This is a genomic window from Candidatus Nitrospira allomarina (assembly GCF_032050975.1).
GTDB lineage: Bacteria > Nitrospirota > Nitrospiria > Nitrospirales > UBA8639 > Nitrospira_E > Nitrospira_E allomarina.
The window spans coordinates 3,916,058-3,942,727 of record NZ_CP116967.1 but is presented as its reverse complement, the minus strand read 5'-3'; the positions used below and the strand labels follow the sequence as shown (position 1 = coordinate 3,942,727).

At 51.5% G+C, this 26,670-nt stretch carries 26 protein-coding genes; 16 read left to right on the top strand and 10 right to left on the bottom strand.

Going from position 1 to position 26,670, the window contains the following annotated elements; genetic code table 11:
* The first annotated feature begins 89 nt into the window (after positions 1–89).
* The 5 genes from PP769_RS17415 (at position 90) to PP769_RS17395 (ending at position 6,530) form a co-directional block, all read left to right on the top strand.
* Positions 90–572 (top strand): hypothetical protein, encoded by a 483-nt coding sequence (locus tag PP769_RS17415; RefSeq protein ID WP_312642568.1) that lies wholly within the window; start codon positions 90–92, stop codon positions 570–572.
* A gap of 901 nt (positions 573–1,473) precedes the next feature.
* Complete coding sequence (locus PP769_RS17410; RefSeq protein WP_312642566.1) at positions 1,474–2,607, top strand: NAD(P)-dependent alcohol dehydrogenase; 1,134 nt, start codon at positions 1,474–1,476, stop codon at positions 2,605–2,607.
* A gap of 864 nt (positions 2,608–3,471) precedes the next feature.
* A complete protein-coding gene (locus tag PP769_RS17405; RefSeq protein WP_312642564.1) occupies positions 3,472–4,017 on the top strand; it encodes a pyridoxamine 5'-phosphate oxidase family protein in 546 nt (181 codons plus the stop codon).
* Positions 4,018–4,074: 57 nt separating this feature from the next.
* On the top strand, positions 4,075–4,590 hold the full coding sequence (locus tag PP769_RS17400) for a gamma-glutamylcyclotransferase family protein (protein WP_312642562.1): 516 nt from the start codon (positions 4,075–4,077) through the stop codon (positions 4,588–4,590).
* 806 nt (positions 4,591–5,396) lie between these two features.
* Positions 5,397–6,530: an NAD(P)-dependent alcohol dehydrogenase gene (locus tag PP769_RS17395; protein ID WP_312642560.1), complete on the top strand. Its 1,134-nt coding sequence runs from the start codon at positions 5,397–5,399 to the stop codon at positions 6,528–6,530.
* Positions 6,531–7,236: 706 nt separating this feature from the next.
* Here PP769_RS17395 and PP769_RS17390 read toward each other — a convergent pair.
* Positions 7,237–9,738, bottom strand: a complete 2,502-nt coding sequence (locus PP769_RS17390) for a vitamin K epoxide reductase family protein (RefSeq protein ID WP_312642558.1) — start codon at positions 9,736–9,738, stop codon at positions 7,237–7,239.
* 502 nt (positions 9,739–10,240) lie between these two features.
* Here PP769_RS17390 and PP769_RS17385 point away from each other — a divergent pair.
* The 9 genes from PP769_RS17385 (at position 10,241) to PP769_RS17345 (ending at position 18,246) form a co-directional block, all read left to right on the top strand.
* Positions 10,241–11,197, top strand: a complete 957-nt coding sequence (locus PP769_RS17385) for a maleate cis-trans isomerase family protein (RefSeq protein WP_312642555.1) — start codon at positions 10,241–10,243, stop codon at positions 11,195–11,197.
* Between the two features lie 492 nt (positions 11,198–11,689).
* Positions 11,690–13,072 carry an FAD-binding oxidoreductase gene (locus PP769_RS17380; protein ID WP_312642553.1) on the top strand — a complete coding sequence of 461 codons (1,383 nt, stop codon included), beginning with the start codon at positions 11,690–11,692 and terminating at the stop codon, positions 13,070–13,072.
* A gap of 80 nt (positions 13,073–13,152) precedes the next feature.
* Positions 13,153–13,503 (top strand): TfoX/Sxy family protein, encoded by a 351-nt coding sequence (locus PP769_RS17375; protein ID WP_312642551.1) that lies wholly within the window; start codon positions 13,153–13,155, stop codon positions 13,501–13,503.
* Positions 13,504–13,510: 7 nt separating this feature from the next.
* Positions 13,511–14,110: a dihydrofolate reductase family protein gene (locus tag PP769_RS17370; protein ID WP_312642548.1), complete on the top strand. Its 600-nt coding sequence runs from the start codon at positions 13,511–13,513 to the stop codon at positions 14,108–14,110.
* A gap of 96 nt (positions 14,111–14,206) precedes the next feature.
* Positions 14,207–14,425, top strand: a complete 219-nt coding sequence (locus PP769_RS17365) for a tautomerase family protein (RefSeq protein WP_312642546.1) — start codon at positions 14,207–14,209, stop codon at positions 14,423–14,425.
* Positions 14,426–14,455: 30 nt separating this feature from the next.
* Positions 14,456–15,313 carry a GNAT family N-acetyltransferase gene (locus PP769_RS17360; protein WP_312642544.1) on the top strand — a complete coding sequence of 286 codons (858 nt, stop codon included), beginning with the start codon at positions 14,456–14,458 and terminating at the stop codon, positions 15,311–15,313.
* 284 nt (positions 15,314–15,597) lie between these two features.
* Entirely contained in the window at positions 15,598–16,563 is a 966-nt protein-coding gene (locus PP769_RS17355; protein ID WP_312642542.1) for a DedA family protein/thiosulfate sulfurtransferase GlpE, read from the top strand.
* 276 nt (positions 16,564–16,839) lie between these two features.
* Positions 16,840–17,319: a putative molybdenum carrier protein gene (locus PP769_RS17350; protein ID WP_312642540.1), complete on the top strand. Its 480-nt coding sequence runs from the start codon at positions 16,840–16,842 to the stop codon at positions 17,317–17,319.
* Positions 17,320–17,811: 492 nt separating this feature from the next.
* On the top strand, positions 17,812–18,246 hold the full coding sequence (locus tag PP769_RS17345; protein WP_312642534.1) for a YMGG-like glycine zipper-containing protein: 435 nt from the start codon (positions 17,812–17,814) through the stop codon (positions 18,244–18,246).
* A gap of 250 nt (positions 18,247–18,496) precedes the next feature.
* On the opposite strand, the gene PP769_RS17340 is transcribed toward PP769_RS17345, so the two are convergent.
* The 5 genes from PP769_RS17340 to PP769_RS17320 all read right to left on the bottom strand — a co-directional run bounded on the left by PP769_RS17340 (position 18,497) and on the right by PP769_RS17320 (position 22,398).
* Complete coding sequence (locus PP769_RS17340) at positions 18,497–19,114, bottom strand: hypothetical protein (RefSeq protein WP_312642532.1); 618 nt, start codon at positions 19,112–19,114, stop codon at positions 18,497–18,499.
* Positions 19,115–19,132: 18 nt separating this feature from the next.
* A complete protein-coding gene (locus PP769_RS17335; RefSeq protein ID WP_312642530.1) occupies positions 19,133–19,570 on the bottom strand; it encodes a hypothetical protein in 438 nt (145 codons plus the stop codon).
* Between the two features lie 10 nt (positions 19,571–19,580).
* Entirely contained in the window at positions 19,581–20,162 is a 582-nt protein-coding gene (locus PP769_RS17330) for a hypothetical protein (protein ID WP_312642527.1), read from the bottom strand.
* A gap of 10 nt (positions 20,163–20,172) precedes the next feature.
* Positions 20,173–20,565 (bottom strand): outer membrane protein assembly factor BamE domain-containing protein, encoded by a 393-nt coding sequence (gene bamE, locus PP769_RS17325; protein ID WP_312642525.1) that lies wholly within the window; start codon positions 20,563–20,565, stop codon positions 20,173–20,175.
* A 144-nt stretch (positions 20,566–20,709) separates the two neighbouring features.
* Positions 20,710–22,398, bottom strand: coding sequence for a fumarate hydratase (locus PP769_RS17320; protein WP_312642523.1), 1,689 nt, complete (start codon positions 22,396–22,398; stop codon positions 20,710–20,712).
* A gap of 358 nt (positions 22,399–22,756) precedes the next feature.
* Here PP769_RS17320 and glgA point away from each other — a divergent pair, with 358 nt between their 5' ends.
* On the top strand, positions 22,757–23,965 hold the full coding sequence (gene glgA / locus PP769_RS17315; RefSeq protein ID WP_312642520.1) for a glycogen synthase: 1,209 nt from the start codon (positions 22,757–22,759) through the stop codon (positions 23,963–23,965).
* A 129-nt stretch (positions 23,966–24,094) separates the two neighbouring features.
* Here the strand turns inward: glgA and PP769_RS17310 are convergent, their stop codons facing one another.
* Positions 24,095–24,328 (bottom strand): hypothetical protein, encoded by a 234-nt coding sequence (locus tag PP769_RS17310; protein WP_312642518.1) that lies wholly within the window; start codon positions 24,326–24,328, stop codon positions 24,095–24,097.
* 130 nt (positions 24,329–24,458) lie between these two features.
* Between PP769_RS17310 and PP769_RS17305 the strand changes: the two genes are divergently transcribed.
* Positions 24,459–24,719: an outer membrane protein assembly factor BamD gene (locus PP769_RS17305; RefSeq protein ID WP_312642516.1), complete on the top strand. Its 261-nt coding sequence runs from the start codon at positions 24,459–24,461 to the stop codon at positions 24,717–24,719.
* A 14-nt stretch (positions 24,720–24,733) separates the two neighbouring features.
* Here PP769_RS17305 and PP769_RS17300 read toward each other — a convergent pair whose 3' ends face one another.
* The 3 genes from PP769_RS17300 to PP769_RS17290 all read right to left on the bottom strand — a co-directional run bounded on the left by PP769_RS17300 (position 24,734) and on the right by PP769_RS17290 (position 26,629).
* Positions 24,734–24,997 carry a hypothetical protein gene (locus tag PP769_RS17300; protein WP_312642510.1) on the bottom strand — a complete coding sequence of 88 codons (264 nt, stop codon included), beginning with the start codon at positions 24,995–24,997 and terminating at the stop codon, positions 24,734–24,736.
* Between the two features lie 230 nt (positions 24,998–25,227).
* Entirely contained in the window at positions 25,228–25,923 is a 696-nt protein-coding gene (locus PP769_RS17295) for a TIGR04283 family arsenosugar biosynthesis glycosyltransferase (protein ID WP_312642508.1), read from the bottom strand.
* A gap of 22 nt (positions 25,924–25,945) precedes the next feature.
* Positions 25,946–26,629, bottom strand: coding sequence for a hypothetical protein (locus PP769_RS17290; RefSeq protein WP_312642502.1), 684 nt, complete (start codon positions 26,627–26,629; stop codon positions 25,946–25,948).
* Positions 26,630–26,670 lie beyond the last annotated feature (41 nt).

Here is a 26,670-nt window from a genome sequence, read left to right as displayed (position 1 = left end):
AAGCTGCGCGTTGCAAGACCGAACCCTATAAACCGATGCATCCCATGTTCCGCTGCCGCTGCTGCTAGGGGGGATAGGAGGCTGGGAATTTGGGCTTTTTTCATTACCCTATTGCGGTTTTGCTAATTCTCGCACTCTTTGGCTGTGGAGGGCCCGTCTCGCGCACGATCGATGCTCAAATAAAGGCTGAAAGTGGCGGTAACGGCGTCGATTTACGCCAGGTCAGCGGATTTGATTGGGATAAGCTTCTAGTATTTGGACCGTACTCTTACCCGACGCAGATTTGCCATGAAATCGGGCTGTCGGCCTCAGAGTGCGACAATGCAAAGCTCAAGGACGTAGATGAAGGACAACATTTGATAGTCTTCCTGGTTGGCGGAAGGGTTACATACCATGAAGAGGTGTCTCGGCGGATTGTAAATTTTGATGAGGACATCCTAGCTAAGCCTATTGCGAAATCTGAGGCAATGTTCCTTTTAGAGAGAGGTTCCGGTGGAAGTCCATATCTAATGCATCCAATGGCCTCAAAACGAGCTTTGCAGTTGAAGCGCGACGAAGGTGCCCATCTCTGAGTCTGGGCGTTCAGTCGACCGCTGACGAAATTTTCCGGGATACGGGATTTTCCACGGATGGTTTGCAAGCATCCCAATTAATTTCACATCCTTTCCTTTGCCTGTCCGACGCCTGCCGTTCGGCCCTATGGGCGGATGCTCTGGTCAGCCGGCGGGCCTTGTTTGAGCCTGGCGAGTTGGCCCGCTCTCTCTCCTGCATCCGACCAATCTGATGTGGCCGGATGGGCGTCAATGGTTTTGGGTCCTTTTCCCGAAAGAAAAGGACCTCGGCTGCCGGGACGAACCCCGGCTTCTAATTCAATCCTTCAAAATTCTACCGTTCTTGTGGTCAGGCCTTGTAATGACACAGTAAATGGTCACCCTTTGGGATAGGTAAATGAAGCTGAAAGGGGTTTGAGCGATGGCAAGACCTGATTCCATGAACGTACCTGTTTGCGACAAAACCACTAAAACTGCTGCGATAAGCAGGAAATGTATATTTTGCAGATTTAGTAAATATTAAAATTCAATACAGAAATCCCGATGGGAGCATACATACTTTAGTCGAAGGTGATAAGGTGAAATGGAGAGACAAATTTCGTATTTCTGATAACCATCTTTTATTTATCAATTCTAGAGTGAGCGAGACCGCCGATGAAATTTCAAATATGATATTTAGCCTTCATAAAATTCAACGACCTTCTAACTAATGAATAGCATCGATTGGAAGACATAATAATAATGGAGTGGCGAGAGAGGATTAATAAAAAAAGGAATTGCAAAATGTTAAAGAAGAATAATGAGGGAAAATTATTGAGTACAATTAAAGTAGGTGACCTGGAGCTACCCAATAGAGTTTTTATAGCGCAACGTCAGATTAATTTCACTTTAAATCCAACCCTATTATATAAGGAGTCCTATTATGAAAGTTTATGGCTACGGCACAAAATCGTCCGATATAGAGCTAGCCCCGGTAACATTCGAAAGAAAAGATGCGCGAGAGGGCGAAGTTGAATTTAAAGTTTTATATTGCGGTGTTTGTCATTCTGATTTGCACCAGATCAAAAACGATTGGAATAATTCACTATACCCGTGCGTACCAGGCCATGAAATATTAGGAGAAGTGACGGCCGTTGGTGAGGGTGTCACTAAATTTGAAAAAGGCGATCTTATTGGTGTTGGCTGTATGGTCAATAGCTGTCAAGAATGCGATCCTTGCAAAAAAGACGCGGAGAATTATTGCCAAGGCCCTAAAAGCTGCACGTTGACTTATAACGGACCTAAAAATCCGGATGGTACAAATTCTTACGGTGGCTATACAACCAACATGGTTGTGCGCGAGGAATTTGGCCTTACGATTCCTGAAAATTTGGATCCCAAATATGTCGGCCCTATTATGTGTGCCGGTATTACCGTTTATTCTACTATGATTCATTGGAATTTGGAAGAAGGCAAAACCCTTGGTGTGGCCGGGATTGGTGGATTAGGCAATATGGCCATTAAACTTGGTAAAGCTCTTGGCGCTGAAGTTGTCGCTTTCACCCGCAGCGAAGATAAAAGAGACGAAATATTAGAAATGGGTGCGGATAAAGTTGTCATCTCAAAAGATGAAGATGAGATGAAAGAAGCTGCGCAAAGCCTTGATCTTCTCATTAACACAATTCCAGTGCCGCACGATATTGCCCCGTATATTGATCTTATGAAGACGGATTCAACGATTGTTATTGTTGGTAATATGATCAAGTTCCCGGAATTCTCACCGGGCCCTATGGTTTTCAACCGCATACAGCTGGCAGGGTCACTTATCGGAGGTATAAAAGAGACGCAAGAGGTTCTGGAGTTGTGTGCAAAGCATGACATTAAACCAAGCATTAAAATGATCAAAATGGACGAAATCAATAATGTTCTGAAAACATTAGAAAATGGAAATGACGTAGACTTCAGGCATGTCATTGATATGGAGTCTCTGCATAGTAAAATACATGACATAAAAGATTCTGCAACCGAGCTCGATCAACCCATACGCGGTAACGTTGTAAATCGCAAATCAGCATAACTTATAATCGAAGAGAAGGAAAAACTATGGCACAGCCCCAAGAACAATTAACGGAAGACGATAGAAAAGCTGTAGGCACTAATATGGTCGTGAACATGGCGGATTTGGATTGAAAGAATGTCAATATTAAATCAATCACGGTTAGTTAATAAAATGAAACATTTCTAAAGTATCCGGGCGCTATGCGTGGAAATTTGACATATATCTACACATTGAAATTGAAAGAAACTGAGACCATGAAAACCTCTGCTTGAAGCAATTCGCACAGTCCGATACAACAAACCGGCACTTTGTTCTTGCCGAAAGGCCAGAGGGTGAGCCCACTAAAGACACGCTAAGCAATGTTGAGAGTGCTGTTCCAACCGCATCCGAGAACCAGATGTGCTCGAGGTCAGGTCTTGCCATTCTTGGGGATAAATCTTGCATGCCACAAAAGATGGTTATGTTTTTTGATCGTTGAGTGAACCCGATTTTTCCTTTCCCTACCTACCTTCCTTCCCCTGCCCGACGCCTGCCGTTCGGCCCCATGATCGGGCGCTCTTCTTCTTGGCGGGCTTGTTCGAGCCCCACGAGTTAGCCCGTCTCCCCCTCTACGCGTCCGATCAATCAAATGAGGCCGGACGGGGGCGTCAATGGTTTTGCCCCCTTTTGCCTCCACAACAAAGGTTGCGCTCCTCGAGACGCCTCAGGCAAAACCTCGGCTGCCGGGCCGAGACCCGGCAGCTAATATATCTTTCAAAATTTTACAGTCAGTGCAATTATCGTTAGGCTACGGTACCGAAATCGTTTAACCCCTGTGACCTCTTTAGGGGTGATCTGAAAATGGGCTGGGCCGTGAGTAACTAAAATCAATGGAGCGTAATTGTGGCTATTCAATTTCCAGAGCTGAGTGATGAGTTAAGCCAATTTATTGGGGAACAAAAAGTATTTTTTGTGGCCACGGCTGCGCCGGATGGAAGAATCAATCTCTCCCCGAAGGGCCAGGATTCACTTCGTGTCCTCAACTCTTGCGAGATTCTCTGGATGAACTTGACCGGCAGCGGAAACGAAACGGCAGCCCATCTGGCCGAATTCAACCGAATAACCATGATGTGGTGTGCTTTTGAAGGGCCGCCACGAATCCTTCGCGTTTATGGGGCGGCCCAAGTTTTTCATCCGAGGGATGCTCGTTGGGCGGAGTTTTCGAGTCAATTGCCTTCCACAACCGGAACACGGCAGTACGTGTTGGTGTCTATCGATCGGGTGCAAACCTCCTGCGGTCATGCTGTGCCTTTCATGAACTACGTTGAAGACCGTCATGTCCTTTCGACGTGGGCTGAGAAGAAGGGCGAGGAAGGGATCTCGGAGTATTGGCAAAAAAAGAACCAGCTCAGTATCGACGGGAAGCCGACAGGGATTCTTGGATTGTAGTGCGGACTAGAAGACCGCTTGCTTTTACTTAATTATGAATGAATGATGAGTGAGGATTTGCTTTATTATTTGGCTTATGGTTCGAACCTCCACCCTGTCCGGTTGCGGGAACGCGTGCCGTCTGCCGAATTGCTTGATGTGGTTGAGTTGAAGCACTACCGACTGTCTTTTCAGAAAAGGGGTCAGGATGGGTCGAGTAAGTGCAACCTGGCCCACACAGGAGAAGAATCGGATGGAGTGTATGGAGCCATCTATCAAATTGATTCAGCCCATAAACCTATCCTCGACCGTTTCGAGGGGAATGGTTATCATGATAGCCAACTCACGGTAAGATTCAATGGCAAAGAGTGCTCCTGCCTTACATACCTGGCTCAGCCATCTTACATTCAAAATAGTCTGAAGCCCTTTCATTGGTATAAGGAACTGATTGTCCTGGGCGCCAGGCATTTACGGTTTCCTGATGCCTACGTTCGTTCCATCGAATCGATCGAATCGGTTGAAGATCCGGACGAGGAAAGACAGATCCAGCATCAAGGGTTAATCGAGCGAATTCAACAATACTCCAGCTCGTAACCCCAGGACATTCCTAAGCGAGTACGTTGATCTTTGAAAAGGATCTCAGTGATTTCGAAACAATTCAACTGCACCGCATTTTCGGTGGCTATGGCACCCCTTCCTAAGCCAGTCCCCCCTCTGGCCGACGCCTGCCGTCCGGCCCCATGATCGGACGCTCTTGTTCCTGACGGGCTTGTTCGAGCCTCGCGAGTTAGCCCGTCTCCCTGCTTCGCGTCCGATCAATCCAATGAGGCCGGACGGGGCGTCACAGGGTTTGGCCACTTTGACCGAATCCAAAGTAACTCGGCTGCCGGGCCGACACCCGGCATCTAACTCACACCTTCAAAATTATATAAGAAGCGGGTTCTGTATTTAGCAATAATCTGAACACTCTTCTGTTTTTGGAAGAAATTGAAGTAAACACTTGCGGTCAAGTCTTGCAATATCAGAGTGGATGGTACGCTTTGGGATGGGTGAGTGAAGCCAAAAGCGGATTGTGTGATTGCAAAAGCGTTCGCCGAACAGTTCACTCTGCTCGTTGACTAACTCTGGTGGTTGATGCGGTTTTGTTCGTCTTCGGTTTCTGTAGGCGACACAACTACTAAAGCATCTGCAACTGATGGAAGAATATTTGGTAAAGCAGAATATGTATATTTTCCAGATTTAGAAGATAAAAAAGTTTAATCCAGAAAGCCCGGTGGGAGCATACGCACCTTAGTCCAAGGTGATAAAGTTAAATGAGGTACCTTTAGCATTGAAGTTTTTATGACGCAACGTCGGATTAATTTCACTTTTTACCCAATCATATAATTAGGAGCACTATTATGAAAGTGTATGGCTACGGCACGAAATCGTCCGATGTAGAGCTAGCCCCGGTAACATTCGAACGAAATGATGCGCGAGAGGGCGAAGTTGAATTTAAAGTTTTATATTGCGGTGTTTGTCATTCTGATTTGCACCAGATGAAAAACGATTGGGATAATACACTATATCCGTGCGTACCAGGCCATGAAATTTTAGGAGTGGTGACGGGCGTTGGTGCGGGCGTCACTAAATTTGAAAAAGGCGATCTCATTGGTGTTGGCTGTATGGTCAATAGCTGTCAAGAATGCGACCCTTGCCAAAGAGACGCGGAAAATTATTGCCAAGGCCCTATAAGCTGCACACTCACTTATAACGGCCCCAAAGATCCGGATGGCACAAATTCTTACGGGGGCTATACAACCAGCATGGTTGTGCGCGAGGAATTTGGCCTTACGATCCCTGATAATTTGGATCCCAAATACGTCGGCCCTATTATGTGTGCCGGAATTACCGTTTATTCTCCGATGATTCATTGGAATTTGGAAGCAGGCCAAACCCTTGGCGTGGCCGGGATTGGTGGATTAGGCAATATGGCCATTAAACTTGGTAAAGCTCTTGGCGCTGAAGTTGTCGCTTTCACCCGAAGTGAAGATAAAAGAGACGAAATATTAACGATGGGTGCGGATAAAGTTGTCATCTCAAAAGATGAAGACGAGATGAAAGAAGCTGCGCAAAGCCTTAATCTTCTCATTAACACAATCCCAGTGCCGCACGATATTGCCCCGTATATTGATCTTATGAAGACGGATTCAACAATTGTTATTGTTGGTAATATGATCAAGTTCCCGGAGTTTTCACCGGGCCCTATGGTTTTCAATCGCATACAGCTGGCAGGGTCACTTATCGGCGGTATAAAAGAGACCCAAGAGGTTCTGGAGTTATGTGCAAAGCATGACATTAAACCAAGCATTAAAATGATTCGAATGGACGAAATCAATGATGTTATAAAAACATTAGAAAATGGAAATGATGCAGACTTTAGGCATGTCATTGATATGGAGTCTCTGCATAATAAAATAAAAGACATTAAGGATTCTGCAACTGAGCTCGATCGACCCACACGCGGTGAATTTGTAAATCGCAAATCAGCATAGCTTATAATCGAAGAGAAGTTAGAAACTATGGAACAGCCCCAAGAAAAATTAGTGGATATTCCGATCTAGGATAAATGAGTGAAGCCTAAAGCGAATTTTTTGCTTGCAGGGCCTGAGGTGCTTCGAGGATTCCGCCGTTTTCTGACCGATGCCTACCGTTCGGCCCCCTGATCGGATGCTCTTGTTCCTGACGGGCTTGTTCGAGCCTCGCGAGTTAGCCCGTCTCCCCCTTCTTCGCGTCCGAGCAATCTGATGAGGCCGGACGGGGCGTCACTGGGTTTGGCCACTTTGACCGAAACCAAAGTGGCTCGGCTGCCGGGCCGAAACCCGGCAACACAAAACATTACACTTACACTAAGACGACAGCTATGGCCAAAAATCGGTCATGGTTGCTATTCCAGCTCATTGTTTGCCGGTGTCTTGTGTGAAGAGGGAAAAACTCTACCTCCTCTCACCCCGCCTTACAAAGGCGGGGAATCTGCAGCGCAGCGAGTTAGCCCGGCTCCCCTTACTTCGCGTCCGAGCAATCTAATCTGAGGAAATTATTAGACACCAATCTATTAATGTACGAAGAGCAGGCCATCAGGAATTTATTAATAATTGGGCGCAGGCCGGGTGCCTATATTGTCACGGCTTACTCCCCAAATCTTAATTGGAGTAAAGACAAAATCCTTGGTCCTCCGCAATTCGTTGTTCTATCGTCTCCTCAACGGATAAATCGCTGCCAGCCGGCATATCGATCCTCAACCGGGCCGCAGCGTAAACTCAAGGCCATAAGCGCAAGTCCACTGACGACACTGCTCCAGAGCCAGGCTGACGTGCCGCCTGCTACAAGCCACGGCGCGAGTATGAGCCACACGCCGCAAAGCACGTTAAAATAGCGCACCAAGCGCGCCGGTTCGGCGAATGCTACCACGGCCAGGGTCACGACCAGCGCGCCAACGATGTGCGTACTGTCCGCCGCCATCCCGTTCAGACCGAGAACCGAGGGCATTGCCATGAGCCACATGCCCGCGAGCGCGCTCAGCAAGAGGTTCCATGGTGCGGAGAACACTTCAATGCCGTGAATGACTTCCTTGAGAGATGAGCGTACTTGTGTGGACGCTGGTTCTTCCTCCGCGTGGCCTTCCCCGAGCCACAAGGCCCGCCACACGCTTCCACCTTCGTTTCGCGTGCGGAGAAGAAATTGACTGGTGGCAATCACTTCATCTAACGCCGGCGGTACCATCAGGAGCATCACGACCGCCGCCACCAGACAAAGTGTACACCAGGCGCCGATGCTGACCGGCTGGAGAATCACGAGCACAATGCTGGTCACGCCCGGCGGAATAATAAACAGTCCGAACAGCAACACCATCCACGGCATCGTACGCCAGCGCCGACGTCCACCAATCAATCCGGCGAGGGCGTCCAACAGGTACGAGAGTGCACCTAGTCCCGCATCCGACACAGGAAACATTTTTGAGATGTCCGAGGTGAGCACTTGCCTTGTGCCATTACCAAAAATGGGATCCCACGGATGGGGGATATGCCCGAGTTGAAACGCCGCCAAATAACGCGAGAGAAAAAACCCGAGCATCGCCAGAAACACGATTCCCAATCGTTGCTCCCACCCGGACGGATTATAACTCCAGCCCGGGGGAATCCCGGAGCCGGACCATTCCCTCCAGGAATCCTTTTCTCTCTCATCTGAAGAAGGCAGGAGATGGGGAGCCAAGGTGGCCGGATCATTCATCCCTCCCCTCAGGCCTGTCCCTGTTCTTGAGTTGAGGGTGGGGGGAGAAAGCCCGAGCTGGGGAATGATGACGGAAAAGGCTATTATGAGGGCGCCGGTGATCAGGTCGTTATTGTAAACTGCGGCGTTCGGCGCCCAAAACAGCAGCGGGGCGCTCATCACCCAAAGTCCGACCGCACACCCGGCCCAAGCTGCCCACGCATGGCGAATTGCGAACGAGCTGAAGAGAATCACCCCCGCTCCACTTGCCAGATCGCTCCAGAATAGCGCGGGTTTTATCTGCCCGAGGGCGGGCGCAGAGCCAATCAGCCAAAGGCCGAGAAACATGTTTGCCACATGCGGCCACGTCAGCCGATCCGGTGACGGATTGTTCGCCTTCAGCTTATTTTCCTTATACCAGCCGGCCGGGTCCGCCTTGAGCGCAGCGGTCATCTTGGGTAACGTCTCGCGTAGGGAATTTTGCGGCTCCCACCCCAGAAGCTTGCGGGCGCGCCCGACATCGAGCGCGTAATGGTCATCTGCCAAATCGATCATCCATGGCTTGATGAACTGGCCTGGGCCGGGTAACAAGCCCTGAAGCCAGGCCCCGATCTTTGCGACCGACCTGGGAATGCGATAGGTCTTCCAGTCCTCGTTGTGTAGCTGACGGCTGATGGCCCGCTGGAGTTCGTCGTAGTTGAGGGTTTCCGGCTCGCCGATGAGCAGCGTGGTAACGGCCGGAAGTGATTTGCGACGTTCGACGACGAGCACCAGGGCCTCGATGAGGTCGTCAAGATGCACGAAGGATTGTCCGTGCGTGATGTCGCCGGGAAACACATGGGCGACCATCTTTCTCTCATAGATTCGCTTGATTTGATGTGAGATAGGGATCGAATGGCAGCGGTCGTCATACACACCGGCGATACGCAGGAAAACCACTGGCACGTCACCTCGTTCCCGCAAAATGAGTTGCTCCGTCTTGACCTTTGACTTCGGGTAATCCCATTTCGGTCCGAGGGGGGAATCTTCATTGATGGATTGACCGGGTTCGCATGGTGCATGCACAAGCATCGTGCTGGAAAATATAAACTGTTCGATTTTGAAGTCACGCAACCCACGCAACAGCCGCTCGGTGCCCCGTACGGTGACCTGTTCATAGAGCGGACTGGGATTTCCGGAGAAACTGTAGTAGGCGGCCAGATGAATGACCGAGGCGATGTGTGTGCAGCCAAGCCGACGCACTTTGTCAAGCGCGGCGCTCACGCTGGTATCCGAACTGAGGTCGCAGTCGATGATGTGCTCGGTGCTAGGCGGAGGATGAGGCGGGCCTTCCCGATCAAAGGCCATTTCCCAGTAGCTCTCCCCCACGCGATCAATGAAGGAACTGCCGATCAAACCGCTGCTGCCCGTGATGATGAGAGTGTTGGACGGGGTTTTTACCTCGTCAGCTTTTTCTCCCATCTCACCGGACACAATTTCTTTGCCCGGATGCATCTTATCCGTTCCACATTCCCCGTCAGAATAATTGATTAACTCTTTCAATTTTTAGGACAGGATGAAGGGATTGGGTACTGGCAAAAACCCTTAAAATTCATTTTAGTTGGCAAGGAGGCGAGACGGTACGCTTTTTTCCCCATTGTCCGACGCCTGCCGTCCGGCCCCATGATCGGGCGCTCTTGTTCTTGACGGGCTTGTTTGAGCCTCGCGAGTTAGCCCGTCTCCCTGCTTCGCGACCGATCAATCCAATGAGGCCGGACGGGGCCTCCATGGTTTTGGGTCCTTTTGCCTTCACAACAAAGGTTGCGCTCCTCGAGACGCATCAGGCAATACCTCGGCTGCCGGGCCGACACCCGGCATCTCCAGTGAGCCCCGAACAGAGCGGAAACTATTGGACAACAATAAAGGGTTTTTGCCGAGAACGGATCCTACCTTGTATTCTAAAGCCCATGAGAGGTTGTCTATTGTGGACTTTTATAAATAAGTGAAGGATGACCCTATGACTGATCAACAGAAACCACACCCTCGCGGCGACCAGACTCTCATTGGAAAACTGTCCGGGAAATCAATCACCATCCCCGACGTGAATGTTCCCCCGATGCCTGCTCTGGCGCCTCCCGGGGTCATTCACAATGGTACGAAAGCGTCGAACTTCGACGAGATCGACTCGTCCATCGGATATCCCGATGTGCGGAGTTTCAAAAGAAAGTTCGGGCTGATTATTCCCGCCACCAATACCAGCATGGAGCACGAACTGTGGAGCATCATCTTTAAGAACCAGGGACCGGACGGACTACGTGGGGTCGGTCTTCATACGGCCACCGTCATGACGCCGAAGCCGAGATTGGAAACTGAAGAAGATTTGCGGGCGTATAAGAAACAGTTTCTGGGCGGCCTGAGAGCAGCGGTGGATGTGGCATCGATGGCGGAGCCACAATATATGATCATGGGCATGAGCCTGGAGCATATCCTTGGAGGCATTGAAGCCATTCGAGCTCCGATGGAGGAGATTGAAGAATACTCCGGCCTGTCCTGGGCCACCTGGCATGATGCCGTTCACGCGGCTTTGAAGAAATATTCAGCGAAGCGGATCGGCATCCTGACGCCGTTCGACAAGAAAGGGAATGAGTCTGCGACACAGATGTTCGAAGAATTGGGGTACGAGGTGGTATCGAGCGTGGGGTTCTCCTGCGCGAACGCGCTGCATATCGCGCATGTTCCGGACCCGGCCAAGGAAAAGGCTATTCGGGAATTGTTAGCGACTGAGGAACATGCATTGGATGCGGTCGTCCAGTGTGGAACGAATATGAGCTTGATCAACGTCACGGAGAAATTGGAACCGGTGCTAGGGATTCCCATCCTGGGGATCAACACGGTGACTTTCTGGTACGCGCTACGGGAAAACGGGTTCGAAGGGCCCTTAGCGGGTGGGGGAAGGTTGTTGCAAGAGTTCTGATCCGGACTTCAGCCGCATGACAATTCCCTGCAGCCGACGAGCAATCTGAGTGTTTGTGCCAGTTCAGTTGGAAAGGAAGTGCCTCCGGTCCGCCCCTCAGTCACGGATTCTATGAGTTCTGTAAAAAAGTTGTTTCGACAATAGCATGGATGAAATTCGTGGCTGATCGTTCTTAATTTCCCCTCCTTTGTAAGGAGGGGCGGAGGGGAGGTAGCGTCTTCTCCTGGAAGTGGTGGCGGAAAACATCAATGCTTGTAGATATATCAGAGACTCTACCCCACCTAGCCTCCCCTTACAAAGGGGAGGAATCACGAGATAGCACCCTCTAGCAAAAAGTTCAGAGGGTAATGGGTGCATCCAGAAAACTCGGAGGAACCATAAAAAATTACACGGGACAATCCTTAGGAGCGAGTTATTTGAATAGCTCCAGAGGTGTCCACCCCCACATTATGAATGCTGCCTGTCGGCCTTCGAAGAGGGTAGAATGTCAGGATGGATGTGAAAGCGCTGCAGAACTGTATTGAGGGCAAAGTGACGGTGGCAACCGACGCCGGGTACGAAGATCTCAGGCGCTCGCTCATTTGGAATCAGCTGACGCCGATGCGCTATCCGCAGGTGGTCGTGCAGGTGGCGAATGAGGAAGATGTTGTTGAGGCTGTCCGGTTTGCCCGCAGGCAGAACATGAAAATTGCCGTGCGTGGCGGGGGACATAGTTGGGTGGGGTTCCCGCTGTGCAACGGGAGCCTGTTAATTGACCTTGGACGTCTTAACCGGGTTTCGATTGATCATCAGACTCGCACGGCGTCGATTCAGCCGGCGGTCACGGGGCAGGCACTCAACCAACAATTGGCTTCACACGGGCTGGCCTTTCCTGTCGGGCATTGCGCGACGGTTCCCATGAGCGGCTATTTGCTGAATGGCGGGCTGGGCTGGAACTGGAACACATGGGGGCCGGCCTGCTTTAGTGTTGAGGCCGCCAATGTCGTGCTGGCTGATGGCAGTCTCGTCGTTGCCGATCAGGAACAACATGCCGACCTGCTCTGGGCGATCCGCGGGGCAGGGCCTGGCTTCTTTGGCGTCGTCACACAATATTTTCTTAAGCTGTATCCGATGCCGCGTGCCATCACGACCAGCACCTATTATTACCCGTTGGAACGCATTGCAGAAGTCGGCGCATGGGCAGCGGGTATTGCTGGACAGTTGCCGCGAGAAGTAGAACTGGCGATTTTCTGCGCGCAGGCGCCACCCGCTTTCGCGGAGCGGTGTCGGTCGAGCAACGGCTTTATTTGTATTCTGAGCGCGACCGGGTTCTTCGACACACCTGATGACGCCGCCGCCTCCCACGGACTTCTGAAGAGCTGCCCCGTTTTATCCGAATGCCTGGGAAAGGACGTGAACCAGCCCGCCTCAATGGACGCCTTGCTCGACATGGGCGGCAGGTTCTGGCCGGAGCTGCATCGCTGCCTGGCCGATACGGTTTGGTCAAACTCCCCACCGGAGCAACAACTGGCGGCTCTGCGCGATGCCTTTCTGCAGGCGCCGTCACCGGAGTCTCTCGCGCTATGCGCATTTTCCACCGGAGTGAACGGCAGTGCGGCTTTGCGACCCGACGCGGCCTTCTCGATGACCGCCTCCACTTTATTACTGAACTATGCCATCTGGGAGCGGCCGGCGGATGACGATGTGAATGCCGACTGGCATCGAGCGACTCTCGCTTCGCTGGACCGGTTTGCCGTGGGACATTACGTGGGGGAGTCGGACATTGTCGAGAATCCGAGGCGTGCGGAAGGGTCATTTGCCCCTGCGATCTGGCAACGGCTTCAGGCCCTCCGACGTACCTACGACCCTGATGGGTTTTTTTCAAGGTCACGATAGAGGAAGCTGACCACCAGGGTTCTGTCGTAGTATCATCTCCCTGCCACGTAGTTGGGGTACAGGCTTTTCCACCCATTCATATGAGCGAATACATTACATTTCTTGAAGAGGTGTTCGAGCAGTTCGGCCCGATTCATCCGCGTCGGATGTTCGGCGGCTATGGCTTGTTCCACAAAGGATTGATGTTCGGGCTGGTTGCGGATGAAGTGTTGTATCTGAAAGCCGACAATGCTTTGGCCCCATTTTTTGAAGAACGGGAATTAGACCAGTTTCAATATGAAAAACACGGCAAGACATTTAAGATGTCGTACTTTATGGCTCCGGAGGAGATTTTTGAGGATCCTGCGGAGGCGAAAGGGTGGGCACTGCGATCGTATGAGGCGGCCGTGCGCGCAAAAAAGCCGGTAAAAAAAGTAAAGAAGAGAAACTGATTGTCATATGAACATCAGGACCGATAGAGCGGGAGAGATGATCGGCACGGTCTATATTGCCACAAGCGTCGATGGATTTATTGCCCGCGAGGATGGCGGGATCGACTGGCTTCCGGGAGTGGGAGAGGCAGGGACGGAGGATTACGGATATCACGAATTTATTGATTCCGTTGATGCCATTGTTATGGGGCGACACTCATATGAGATGGTATTATCCTTCGGTGCCTGGCCGTATGGGGGAAAGCCCGTGGTGGTTCTCAGCAGTGGAACGGTAGCTATTGGCAAGGATATCGCAAGCACGGTTGAGTCCATGCATGCACCACCGCATGAGGTGGTGCAACGGCTGGCCGGACGTGGATGGAGGCACCTCTATATTGACGGGGGCAAGACCGTTCATGGATTCCTTCGCGAAAATCTGATTCACCGGCTGATCATTACGACAGTTCCGATTCTTCTCGGGGCGGGCATTCCCCTGTTCGGGCGGCTTTCTCACGAGATCCACTTGCAGCATCTTGAGACACGCCCATTTGCGAATGGTTTGGTGCAGAGCCACTATAAAGTACGACGGCATGTCGCCGAACAGGAGACTGCTTCCGGGTGTGGTTGAAGTCAGCCACTTGGTCCATGGGCGATGAAGACTTTTGTTGTCTGCCAAGGTGTGTAACATGTCATTCAAATATCTGACTTACACTAAGGACGTCTTATGCCATATGTGAATATTCAAGTGACGAAGGGTGTGTCCAGAGAGCAGAAGGCGGAATTGGTGAAAGACGTCACGGATTCCCTGGTTCGCGTGTTGCGAAAAAATCCCGACCACATCCATGTGGTGATTCAAGAGATCAATGAGGAAGACTGGGGATTTTCCGGTCTGCTGACTGATGAATGGAAACAACAACAGGGCCGGTCGTCCTCGAGCGCATGACGACTGACCATTCGGGGGGTAATGAGAGCTATGAACCTTAGATTACGAAATGGTGGTCCTGCAGATGCTGAAACATGTGGCTCGATCTGCTTCGACGCGTTTACGGCTATTGCCAGACAGCATAATTTTCCTCCTGATTTTCCCGCCCCGGAGGTAGCCGTTCAATTATTTTCTCACCTGTTCTCGCGTCCTGATATCCATTCCGTTGTGGCCGAAATGGACGGTCGCGTCATTGGGAGCAATTTCCTCTGGGAGAATACTGTCATTGCCGGGGTCGGTCCGATCACCGTGGACCTGGCGGTCCAAAATGGAGCTGTGGGTAGACGTTTGATGGAGCATGTGTTGGAACGGGCGGGGGAGATTCGTTTTGCCGGCGTCCGGCTGGTGCAAGCGGCGTATCATAATCGCTCACTGTCTCTCTATACCAAGCTGGGCTTCAACGCCCGTGAACCGCTTTCGACAATTCAAGGACCGGTTCTTGGAATCGGGATCGCCGGCCATGCCGTCCGTCCGGCGGTCGAAGGGGATGTGGCGAATTGCAATCGGCTGTGTATTCAGGTCCATGGCCATGATCGGAAATCCGAGCTGCTGGACGCCATCAAACAACAGACCGCCACCGTGGTCGAATGCGAGGGCCGCATTACCGGTTATGCCACCGTGGTTGGTTTTTTCGGCCATGCGGTCGCCGAGGACAATGAAGATCTGAAGGCGCTCATCGGGGCGGCTCCTGCTTTTCCCGGACCGGGCTTCCTGCTCCCCACGCGCAATAGTGAGTTGCTTCGTTGGTGTTTGGAGAAAGGGCTGCGCGTGGTCCAGCCGATGACCCTGATGAGTATGGGGCTGTATAACGAACCAGACGGGGCTTTTCTCCCTTCTGTGGTGTATTAAAGGGGCTGTTGAAAAAAGCCGCCAGCGGCGTTCTCGCCATTTTCCCGTGCTCACGCACTGGAAGTACGCTCTGCGCGCAAAACAAAAGTTGTGCCCTTCGGGACACGGCAGGCAATTTGCGGGCTTGCTGGACGAACTTTTTTGAACCGCCCCAAGGCCTCTAATATGCAACGTGCCTGGGGGGCAATATGCCCGTGGAAATTAGTATTATTCAACACTCCCTTAAACCGCATATTGCCCCCCTGAGGTGACCTAAACATGCTTTCTGTCGTGTCGGAGTCCATGTGAACGAAATCAGCCTATTCGTCTCCCAGTATGGCGGAATCGTGCTGTTTGCCATCGTCTTCGCCGAGCAGGTCGGCCTTCCGATTCCGGCAGTTCCGGTCTTATTGGCGGCCGGTGCCCTGGCGGGTGCCGGGCAGATGGATCTCGGCGTCGCCATTCTTCTTTCTCTCGTCGCCTGTCTGGCCGGCGATGTGGTGTGGTACGAGGTGGGCCGGCGTCGAGGCCGGCAGGCCCTCAGTCTTCTCTGCCGTATTTCGTTGGAACCTGATTTTTGCGTGCGGCGGACCGAGAATTTTTTTACCCGTCACGGGATTCGCGCGCTGGTTCTCGCCAAGTTCCTGCCGGGCTTGAGCACCCTGGCGCCGGCGATGGCCGGTCTTTTTGGAATCAGATTCACTCGTTTCCTGGGCTATGACGGACTGGGTGCAGGGCTCTGGGCTTTGACATTCGTGTTGCCGGGGTATGTCTTCAGCAGCGAGATCGAAGCCATTGCCGCGCAGCATTCCCGCGCGGGCATGTATTTCCTGGTTGCACTGGGTATCGGCCTCGTGGCCTATATCGCCTTCAAGTTTGCCCACCGGCAATGGGTGTTGCGCGAGTTGCGAATGGCCCGCATGACCGTGGATGAGCTGAAAGGGATGATGGACAACGGCCAGGAGGTCTTTGTGTTGGACCTGCGCGGTCCGTTGGATCACGAGGCGGACCCCTACACCATTCCAGGAGCTCTCCGCATGACCCCGGATGAATTAGAACAGCGGCATGGCGATATCCCGCGACAGAGTGACGTTATTTTATTTTGTGCCTGCCCGAACGAGGCAACGGCTGCCATGATGGCGTTAATGTTGCGGAGGCGGGGCATCAGGAAAGTACGCCCCCTGGCTGGCGGCCTCGACGCCTGGCGCGAACGGAACTTTCCACTTGAAGCCACAGCGGCCCCCGCCGCCACTGATCTTGTTGCCGGGTGAGTCTGGTTGTTCTGATGGTTCGGACGTATGAAGGAGAGAAGGCTTCAGCGTGATGAATGGTTCTCTTTTTTCCATTAGTGCACCGCCATGAATGATGTGGACTAGAGGAAAACGATAGAACCGTCCCTGACTTTACCACAATGCTGTTGCCTAGCTGCCCTCGAACGGGGAACCGGCCGACTGCATCGAGATCGGATCCCCCTGGAGCAGACGTTCTCTTTGAATTGACCGGTTTTGTATATCTGCTCAACCGCAAACGCAGAACATTCCATTGATATGGTTCATCGAATTATCTCGGGCGGACAAACGGGTGTTGACCGGGCAGCCCTTGATTTCGCGCAGCAATTTGGAATCGAGTGCGGCGGATGGGTTCCGAAAGGGCGCATGGCGGAGGACGGCGTCATTTCCGCACGGTATCCGAACCTTGTCGAGACAGAATCCGAAGATCCGAACATACGGACTGAGTATAATGTGCGGGACTCCGACGCCACGATACTGATTACCCGTGGGGCACCGACCGGAGGTTCCGGATTTACATTTAAGGTCGCCATGCGTTTGGGCAAACCTGTTTTTCATGTGGATCTTATTCGAGAATCGATAGACCAGGTCGTGCCACAGGTTTGCAGGTGGTTGCAAGATCTTCACCCGGCCGTCTTGAATGTGGCCGGCTCCAGAGCCAGTGAAGATCATGACATCAATAATCTCACCAAAGTGCTTTTGGAAAAAGCTATTCTCCCAGGGAACAGAAATCGCTAAGGGGGCACCGGCTGTATTTTGTGAATTGCGCGGATGACGGGCGGTGCCCGAATTTCTCGAAATGCCTTTCATTTCCCTTAATTCGCCGATCCGGATGAGGCAGGGAAATTTCCGGGTGGTCAGTCCGGGGTAAAAGGTCTTGCCTTTGTGATGGGTGACGAACCCATCTTCACCTTTTCCTTTCAAAAGTTCTCCGTTTTTCAGTTCCTTCTGCTCACGTGGCTAGAATTCTTTTGGAACAGCTTAGGCACATTTTGTGTTCCATTCTGTGACACTGGGATTGCCGGAAAAAGGAAATTTCCCTGGTCTTGTATGAAAACAATAGGTTTCAGCCATGGAAAACAAGGGAATTTTTCCACTGATGCCCTTTGGCATAGACCTTGAGTTACTTAAATTACGTCCATTTAATCCTTATGGGAAAAAGTTAGGAATCTGAATCATTTTTTGTCATCATTCAGTGGATCATCACCAGACTTGATCGGAGAGAAAATTATGAAAAACCGGCAGAATCACTTCATGGTGGCGTTGGTATTCCTGTTTATTTTTTTAACGGTCCTGGGAGGGTGTTCCAGTAGCAGGACGAAGGTCTCTCCCAATGTTCATTTCCAGGAAGTTGGTGAAGAACAGGCGGAGAAGGACATTGTGGCATGCGAAAAACTCGCCGATGACCACGTTTCTCAATCCAATGCCGGAGAACACGTTGCCGGGCAAACGGCCATTGGGGCAGCCATCGGGGCTGCCGGTGGTGCAGTGATAGGGCTCCTAACGGGTGATGCAGGAATTGGAGCAGCTTTTGGCGCTGCCGCTGGAGCGGCACAGGGGCTGGTACGAGGGCTTTTGGGAGCAGCTAGTTCCGAACCAAACCCCGCCTATCAAAATTTTGTGGACCGATGTCTCAAGGAGGCAGGATATGAACCAACCGGCTAAGCTTGACCAGCTAGAAGCCTTTGAAATGGTACTGTGTACTTCCCGCATTCACTGTTTCAGCACTAGGTGACGTGCTTGAGGTCTTTAACGCACCTGCGTCATCAATTCTGTGTCCATGATCCGGAAACCGCCATCTAAAATAGCTCTGAATAGATGTGCTTCACACTATTGGGCAATTAATATGGGATTAGAAGGCTCGTGCCTGGTTCAAGGGGGAACCCCGGGTCGTGTTCGTTGTTTAGACGATTGGTTAGGGGGTATTGGGTTGGATCTGCGGGTGCTCCTGTGCCAACGCGGTCTCTAAAAACAGGGCTTGTTCCAGTGACCGGAAAAATTTCTGATAGGGTTCGGGATCCTCGACCGCCCGCAAATAAAATTGGGCGCTTGCCCGCACGACCAATTGTTTTTCGTTTCGCGGTCGTACGGTGACGGTGAGCCGAACCACATCATTGCGGTGCCAGAACGGTGCCCATGAGAGATAGGCTTTACTGAACACGAGAAGACTTTGGTCGTCGTAAAGGTGGTAGAGAGGGTCATAGCCATATTCGGGTCGTTCAAGGGGCGCAAAATATTTGCCGGACACAATACCGAGTTCTTCATCAAGAACCTCCAACTGAAAATTCAGATCCTGCATCGTGGACAGGATGGCTCTGAGTATGGTTCGACGATCGGTCATATCGAATATCCGGCTTTGGGCCGCTCGTAATTTGACCTGACTGGCTTCAGACATCCAGATTTGTTCCCTCGCATCCCACTGATTTTCATGTCGCGATTCATAGGGGGAAATGCAGCCCCCAAGAAGCAGTCCCACACTGATGAGGCAACCGATCGGTAGGGCATGTGTAAGATGTTTCAGATAGCAGTGCATGGGGATATCTGCTCCGGCTTATTCTTTGGAAATAAACAGCGAACGCTCCAAGGTCGCGAAAAAGTTCTGGTAGACTTTGGGATCCTCAATTGGTTTGTTGTTATAGATGGCATTTGCCCGGATCATCATGTGTCCTTCGGTCTGGGGTCGCACGGTGACCGTTATCCCCAGGACATCAGTATAATTGGGTTCCGCAAATCGGGCCGCAGTGACGAGTCCCATGGGTTCATTGGCGCGCTCGATGATGAACCCAAGATCCTGTAGTGCGGCAACCACCCCTCGCATGGCTTGGGAAGGATCCGTGACCTCAAATGAACGTGATTGATAGCTGCGCAGTTTCATTTGCGCCGCGGTTGGAGCTAATAAATCCGGTCCGGGTTGTGGCGGTGCACATGCCTGAAGCCACAAGCTTCCGCTTAAAAGGAGTGCCATCCAGACAGCTTGCGTGTGTGTCATATGTCCTCGTTTAAATGGTGAACGCTTCCAAAAAGACGGCTTTGGAAAGTTTGAAGAAAAACTCCTGGTAGATCAGGGGATCCCGGATCATCTCCATTTTTTGCTCTCCCGGAGGAATATACTGCCGATCGGCTTGTCCGTCTCCCTGCCACACCACCCGGTAGAACATGATTCGCACCTCATGTTTTGTGCCCTCCTGGTTGATGGGACGGGCGATCAGGACGGCCGCGATTTTTTGATGGAGATCTACCGGCATCCTGAAGTTCCCTAAGGACAGGAGCCCCATAAAAAACCGGTTGAGGTCTTGCCCATATTCCCGGGCGCTTCGTTCCTTGGTGGCGCGCAGAAATCCCATTTGCCGGACGCTTTCCTCGATTTGAAGACCCAGATCCTGCAGGACGGCAGCCGACGCGGATAGGAGTTCTTGTTCATTGGACGTTTCAAAGACACGAATTTGCATCGCCCGGTTTTTCGGACTTTCAGGCGACAATTGCAGGAGCTCTGCGGGTTGGGTCGGCGTGGTACAACCGTTGCTGAGGGCCAAAAGAGCAAGAAGTGTCCCACCTGCCGCCCATCTCAACGGTTTTGGCATGGCGGGGCGTTTAGAATTGCGTCGAGTTGTATGCAAAGTCCCGCACCTTTTTTTCTTCGTCATACTTGATGATAATGGTGAGGGTTCGTTGGCGGGATGAGCTGGAACTGTCTTTAGAGTTTGCACCCAGAATAATGAGGGTCCCGTAGGAGGATGAACTCGTGTTCACCCGATCCGTGGAGACCTTATCGTAAATCCACACTTCCCGCCGTTTGTCATCTGTCGTGACAATATTGGGAGATCCCAAAATTTCGGCCACCTGTGCGGCACTCATTCCCGTTTTGATTTCCCCCTGGACTTTCCCGACCGTCAGACGCTCATCGGGAATTTCCGCCTTGCTGCCTCCACAACCCGATAATCCCAGTGCGAGGCACATCCCTATGATGATTGGCATGGTTTTCATGTGTGTGCTCCTTTTTCAATATTAGCCATATCTTTGCAAGAACATTTCTTCCAACATACCGGGCATCCCTTAAAACATTCTATAGGAAGACGACTGCCTTTTCGATCTCTAAAACTTACGGTTCTGATGAAGTCCAAACGCGCATCATCCTCCTGTTGATAGGTTGTCCTCTATTTTTTTCACCTTGTCGTCTGGCTGAACCAAAGCCGGAGGACGTTGAGAAACCAAATCGGCATAAAAGTCCTTGCCTTCATGATTGATGACGATAAAGGCAGGGAAGTCTTCCACTTCAATTTTCCACACCGCTTCCATCCCGAGATCTTCGAATTCCAGAACCTCCACTTTTTTAATGCTATGTTCGGCCAGTCGTGCGGCGGGGCCGCCGATGGATCCCAGATAAAACCCGCCATGTTTTCCGCAGGCCTCACGCACTTGTTTGGAGCGATTGCCTTTGGCCAGCATCACCATGCTGCCGCCGGCTTCTTGAAACTGATCCACATATGAATCCATGCGTCCGGCCGTGGTGGGGCCGAACGATCCCGACGCATGGCCTTGGGGTTTTTTGGCCGGTCCGGCGTAATAGACGACATGATCTTTCAGATATTGGGGCAATCCTTTTCCAGCATCTAATTGTTCCTTGAGGCGGGCATGCGCGATATCCCGTGCCACGACGATGGGACCGGTGAGGGAAAGACGTGTGGCCACCGGATGCTTGCGAAGCTCTGCCAGAATGTCTGCCATGGGTCGGTTGAGGTTAATTTTCACCACATGGCCATCCAGATCTTCGTCTGTCACCTCGGGGAGGTATTTCGCAGGGTTGGTTTCAAGTTGTTCCAGAAAAACCCCCTCCTTGGTGATTTTTCCGAGGACTTGTCGATCGGCGGAACAGGAGACACCCAATCCGACCGGGCAGGAGGCCCCGTGTCGTGGCAAGCGGATGACTCGTACGTCATGGGCGAAGTATTTTCCGCCGAATTGGGCGCCGATGCCGGTTTCGGCGCAGAGTTGAAGAATCTGCTTTTCCAGGTCGAGGTCGCGAAAGGCACGCCCCTGTGTGTTGCCTGAGGTAGGCAGATCATCCAGGTAATGACAACTGGCCAGTTTCACGGTCTTTAATGTGAATTCTGCGGATAGGCCGCCCACGACAAAGGCCAGATGATAGGGCGGGCAGGCCGAGGTGCCCAGAGTACGAATTTTTTCCGCCACAAACGCGAGCAGGGATTTGGGATTTAGGAGAGCTTTGGTCTCTTGATAGAGAAAGGTTTTGTTTGCGGAACCGCCGCCTTTGGCAATGAATAAAAAATGATATTCCGATCCCGGTTTGGCATAGAGGTCGATCTGTGCTGGAAGATTCGTGCCGGTATTTTTTTCGGTGTACATGTCGAGTGGCGCCATCTGTGAGTACCGCAGGTTGCGCATATCGTAGGCTTCGAAGATGCCGCGGGAGAGGGCTTCTGCATCATCGCCGGTGGTAAGCACCTGTTGCCCTTTATATCCCATGGCGATGGCCGTTCCGGTATCCTGGCAGCCTGGCAGCACGCGGGCCGAGGCGATGTTGGCGTTTTTGAGTAGTTCTAACGCGACAAACCGGTCATTGTCGGATGCCTCGGGGTCTTTCAGGATTTTGGCCAACTGCGCGAGGTGGCTTGGTCGCAACAAGTGGGCAATGTCATCCATGGCTTCTCTCGCCAGAAGTGTGAGGGCCTCGGGTTGGACCTTGAGGAGTTCCTGGCCGTCACAGGTCGTGGTCGAGACATAGTCCGACGTGAGTTTTCGATAGCTGGTCGTATCTGCCTGATGTTCAAATATTTCCTGGTACTGGAAATCGCCCATGTTTCTCATTCCCCTTTTTCGTCTATAACCTTAAAGAGCTGATGGTTGGTCCAAGTTACTATCCGGTCTGCTTGGCAACCTCCTGTTCATTTGAATTTCAATTGTGCGTTTTCTTTCATTGAAACTTCAAGTGAGTCTCGAGTTTTTGGTCTTCCGTACTTAAAAGACCCAACCGCGATCATGAAAGAGACATGTGAGGGTGACAGCCTTCAGTCCTCACGGGAGCGGGTTGTCTGCTCAGGTCCTTCCATTTTTCTTCGTATGTTTTTTTTAGGAAGGAAGGTGACTTCGTATGAATTTTCTTTTAATGTAGCAGACTGCTGAAAGTCCTCACGATCATAATGGAGTGTCGTTGCCCATGAAAGTCTTGATGTTCACCAATGAATTTCCCCCCTACACCTATGGAGGCGCCGGGGCGCATGTGGAGTATTTGAGTCGGGAATTATCACATCTTCTTCCCATCGAAGTCCGCTGTTTTGGTGATCAACGCCTGGATCAAGGCAATCTGAAGGTGCATGGGATTCCCTTAGGAGACACTCCGTTTACAGCTCCCAAGCCCTTGCATTCGGTCCTTGGCGCGGTGCAGCGCTGCTGGCAAATGAATGCCGAGGGGTTGGGCGCAGATCTGATTCATTGCCATACCTGGTATACCCATTTGGGCGGTATTATGGCCAAGCTCAATTACGGGATTCCGCTGGTCATCACCACGCATTCATTGGAGCCCCTTCGGCCATGGAAACGAGAGCAATTAGCCGGCGGGTATGATTTTTCTCTATGGGTTGAGAAAACTGCCCTGGAGATGGCTGATGCCATTATCGCCGTTTCCGAAGGAACCAAGAAAGACATTCTCAAGTTGTTTCAGGTTCCTGAAGAACGGATTCATGTCATTCATAACGGGATTGACCTTCAAGAATTTCGGAAAGTCCAAAGCCAGGAGGTGTTAACCCGATATGGGATTCCTGCCGGACAACCTTATGTGTTGTTTGTAGGGAGAATGACCCGGCAGAAGGGTATTACCTATTTGATTCAGGCTCTCTCTTATTTAGATGAGGAGTTTCCCGTAGTGTTGTGTGCCAGCTCTCCTGATACACCGGCCATGGCAGCGGAAATGAAAGAGGCGCTCGACCAGATTTCCGCCCATCGAAAGCATATTTATTGGATACCGGATATCCTGGACAAACCGAGTCTCATTGAATTGTATTCTCATGCCGGGGTTTTTTGTTGTCCGTCTATTTATGAACCATTCGGGATCATCAATTTAGAGGCCATGGCCTGTGAGGTGCCTGTGGTGGCTTCTGCCGTCGGCGGCATTCCTGAGGTTGTTGTGGAGGATGAGACGGGATTTTTGGTGCCGGTTGCCCAATTGGAAGAAGCTCCCTTTAGTCCGAAAGATCCTGAGCGGTTTGCACAGGACTTGGCCGATCGGTTGAATCAACTCATGCGGGATCCTGAATTACGGGCGCCCATGGGGCAAGCCGGGAGACGACGGGCGGAAGAATTTTTTGGCTGGGACAAAATTGCCAAACGCACGAAGGTGTTGTACGAAACCGTTCTTGGGGAGAGCTAGGGTGCGGGGCTGTGAGAGAGATCCATGTGGAGGAACATATGAACCGGGGCCTAGTGTTGGAAGTTGAGCAGGGATCCCAGGCGAATGGACATTCCACGGGCAGGTGTAAAGGACGCGAACCCGGGTTTTTTACCCGGGATCGTGGCCGGTTTGAAACATGGCCTCAAGTCGCTGTACTTCTTCTTTGCGGCGGTGACGCTCCTCCACCAGCATGGAGATGACGGAATTCCAAAAGGAGACTTCAGCCTGTGACCCGTCGCTTAACCGTTGGTCTCGCCATTCGGTCGCAAAACGGGTATACACTCGAATTTCGCAATCGTTAAAACTTCTGAGTGATTCAAGCAGTTCGTCTTCAGCATGCATAAGTCAACTGGCCTTCCTGAAGTTGGAGATGTACATAATGAATGTTGGTCACAGCGAGCATGAGAACGTGTATCGGCGGTTCTTGGCGTGTTCCTTAGGGTGAGATGAATTCTTGGGAGGAAATTTCTCGATGAAACATATGTCATTCAGTATGTGCGCCTGCTATCGGTGGATCGGGATTGGGGTATTGTGCGCCATGGTTTGGGGTTGCGGGGAAGATCCTCGACAATTATTTGAAACGGCTCAGTTTGAGGAGCAACAACATAATCGCGCCCATGCTCAAGAATTATACGAACAGATTATTCAGCAACATCCTGAGAGTGAATTTGCCGAAAAAGCCCGGAAGCGATTAGAGGCCTGGAAGACAGAGAATACGGAGGAGGGAACGTGATGGGTGTGAATCGTTCAGGAGTTGTGCTCCGGATCCACGCCGGTTCGATACATATATTCTAATCGCTTAATATCCTGGTCCCGCCGCAATCGTTCATCGATACATAGGTTTACGACGGCATTCCAAAATCCTGCTTCGGCCATGGCGCCGGCTTCCATCCGTTGATCGCGGAATTCGCCGGAAAAACAGGTATAGCGTTGTAAATCACTGTCGTCGAATTCCCGAAGAAAGTTCGGTAAATCTTCCGTATGAGGAATGGGTTCGTGGCGATGGCTCATGATGGAATCTCTTATGAAAAATATATCGGTGCGGGCCCCCGGAACTCTTGAGGTTTTTGGGGAGAATTTCTTCAGGAACCCGATGGGGCTTCTGCCATCGACGCATGCTACCCGGTGGAGTACGTGTTCATTGTGTACAATTCCTGAGCGTTAGTTTCTGCACGAAGAAAATTCCTCGTATCCATTACAACCTTGTGAAAGTCCCACAAAATGAGACAAGCCGATGGGGTTTACCGGACGTCCCGGAAAAAAGCAGGAGAAAATGTGGGGAGCCCAAATTCCACATGCAGGATAATCATGAGGACGCGAATAAAGCTCCGCCATATTCCCATTTTGACAAATTTCCGGGAATCGGTGATGACCGTCAAAGGCAAAAGTCTGGGAGTCGTTTTCGTCAGAAGAGTCTGTCCAAACACGACATCTTCAAGAACGGCCTGCAGAGGGAATCCTCCTAATTGGGTGAACAGGCCTTGTCTCACGAATAAGGCCTGATCCCCATAGACGATATGTGAATGTGTGCATCGGAGATTATCCAACCAGGAAATCATCCGTAACCGCCAATCATTTCCAGAGAAGCGATGGCGGAATCCTCCCGCCTGAGAGGAAAGGTCGGAAGCAAGATGGTGTAATTGCTGGAAGGCGCCGCGAGGGAGTTGAGTGTCTGCATGGAGAAACAGGAGCCAATCAGCGGCGGAAGGCTGCTGCTGAATCACCATTCGGGCGCCTGCATTCATTTGTGATGCGCGCCCTTTGGGGGCCATACACCAGGAAATTTGTGGATTCTGGCGGAGGATTTCAAGAGTACGGTCGGTACTTCCTCCATCCACGACGATGACCCGGTAGGGTGTTGATTGCGACAACACGGACTTGATGGTGTGCGGGAGGGCCTTCTCCTCGTTGTAGGTGGGAATAATGACCCAAATCATAAAACTTTTCTGTGCGCGCCGTTTACCGGGCCACGTAAAGACCATTCGGTAGGAAGGGGCCACCCTGAGGATGCTCTCGTAACCATTCCGGAAGGTCGCGTTGAAAGTCCTTCCAATATTCGTGAGGATCTTCTTGAATGCAATAAAAGGAGTCCTGTGCCGAAAACAGAAGGGTTTTTCCCAATTCCAAATATGCAGGGGCTAATTCCCTCAGGTGGTCAGTGGATGTATGACCCTCGTCCAACATTCTTTGCAATGTCCGAAGTCCAAAACCGTGATGGGCCTCTTCCTGTTGGAGGAGTATGTGGCGTAATTTTCGAAATGGGGCGCCTCGTTTGAGAAGACCCGTTTCCAGCCTTTGTAAAATGGCTTGGCCTAACCCCTCTAGAATAATTTGTTCCGCCAGAAGAGATTCCGCAAGGTCCCCACGTGTCAGGGCGGACATGATGAGCCGGCGGTACTGATTCATCTGGTGAGAAATGACAGGAGACTGCCGATCCCGTGGGGCCAGACAGCGGATCGCCCACTGAAAGATCACCGCATGTCGCCCCTCCTGCTTGGCCTGACCGGCAAGAAACCGCTGCAGACCTGGTTCCCTCACCAAGGTGGCCTGAGTTTTCGCACAATCGTGGGCCAATTGTTCGCCCAGGACCATAAATTGGAGTAATTGCGCCAGGTGCACATGCTCGCCGGATTTCACCAGCATACCGACATTTTCTCCAAACTCTTGCGCTCTGCGACACTTAG

Bases quoted from the DNA above. Each gene is read 5' to 3' on its own strand.
- glgA (WP_312642520.1), top strand. From the start codon at position 22,757: ATGAAAGTCTTGATGTTCACCAATGAATTTCCCCCCTACACCTATGGA.
- PP769_RS17385 (WP_312642555.1), top strand. From the start codon at position 10,241: ATGACTGATCAACAGAAACCACACCCTCGCGGCGACCAGACTCTCATT.
- PP769_RS17390 (WP_312642558.1), bottom strand. From the start codon at position 9,738: ATGCATCCGGGCAAAGAAATTGTGTCCGGTGAGATGGGAGAAAAAGCT.
- PP769_RS17380 (WP_312642553.1), top strand. From the start codon at position 11,690: ATGGATGTGAAAGCGCTGCAGAACTGTATTGAGGGCAAAGTGACGGTG.
- PP769_RS17365 (WP_312642546.1), top strand. From the start codon at position 14,207: ATGCCATATGTGAATATTCAAGTGACGAAGGGTGTGTCCAGAGAGCAG.
- PP769_RS17310 (WP_312642518.1), bottom strand. From the start codon at position 24,328: ATGCATGCTGAAGACGAACTGCTTGAATCACTCAGAAGTTTTAACGAT.
- PP769_RS17410 (WP_312642566.1), top strand. From the start codon at position 1,474: ATGAAAGTTTATGGCTACGGCACAAAATCGTCCGATATAGAGCTAGCC.
- PP769_RS17295 (WP_312642508.1), bottom strand. From the start codon at position 25,923: ATGATTTGGGTCATTATTCCCACCTACAACGAGGAGAAGGCCCTCCCG.
- PP769_RS17320 (WP_312642523.1), bottom strand. From the start codon at position 22,398: ATGGGCGATTTCCAGTACCAGGAAATATTTGAACATCAGGCAGATACG.
- PP769_RS17360 (WP_312642544.1), top strand. From the start codon at position 14,456: ATGAACCTTAGATTACGAAATGGTGGTCCTGCAGATGCTGAAACATGT.
- PP769_RS17375 (WP_312642551.1), top strand. From the start codon at position 13,153: ATGAGCGAATACATTACATTTCTTGAAGAGGTGTTCGAGCAGTTCGGC.
- PP769_RS17340 (WP_312642532.1), bottom strand. From the start codon at position 19,114: ATGCACTGCTATCTGAAACATCTTACACATGCCCTACCGATCGGTTGC.
- PP769_RS17330 (WP_312642527.1), bottom strand. From the start codon at position 20,162: ATGCCAAAACCGTTGAGATGGGCGGCAGGTGGGACACTTCTTGCTCTT.
- PP769_RS17345 (WP_312642534.1), top strand. From the start codon at position 17,812: ATGAAAAACCGGCAGAATCACTTCATGGTGGCGTTGGTATTCCTGTTT.
- PP769_RS17370 (WP_312642548.1), top strand. From the start codon at position 13,511: ATGAACATCAGGACCGATAGAGCGGGAGAGATGATCGGCACGGTCTAT.
- PP769_RS17395 (WP_312642560.1), top strand. From the start codon at position 5,397: ATGAAAGTGTATGGCTACGGCACGAAATCGTCCGATGTAGAGCTAGCC.
- PP769_RS17305 (WP_312642516.1), top strand. From the start codon at position 24,459: ATGAAACATATGTCATTCAGTATGTGCGCCTGCTATCGGTGGATCGGG.
- bamE (WP_312642525.1), bottom strand. From the start codon at position 20,565: ATGAAAACCATGCCAATCATCATAGGGATGTGCCTCGCACTGGGATTA.
- PP769_RS17290 (WP_312642502.1), bottom strand. From the start codon at position 26,629: ATGCTGGTGAAATCCGGCGAGCATGTGCACCTGGCGCAATTACTCCAA.
- PP769_RS17300 (WP_312642510.1), bottom strand. From the start codon at position 24,997: ATGAGCCATCGCCACGAACCCATTCCTCATACGGAAGATTTACCGAAC.
- PP769_RS17350 (WP_312642540.1), top strand. From the start codon at position 16,840: ATGGTTCATCGAATTATCTCGGGCGGACAAACGGGTGTTGACCGGGCA.
- PP769_RS17335 (WP_312642530.1), bottom strand. From the start codon at position 19,570: ATGACACACACGCAAGCTGTCTGGATGGCACTCCTTTTAAGCGGAAGC.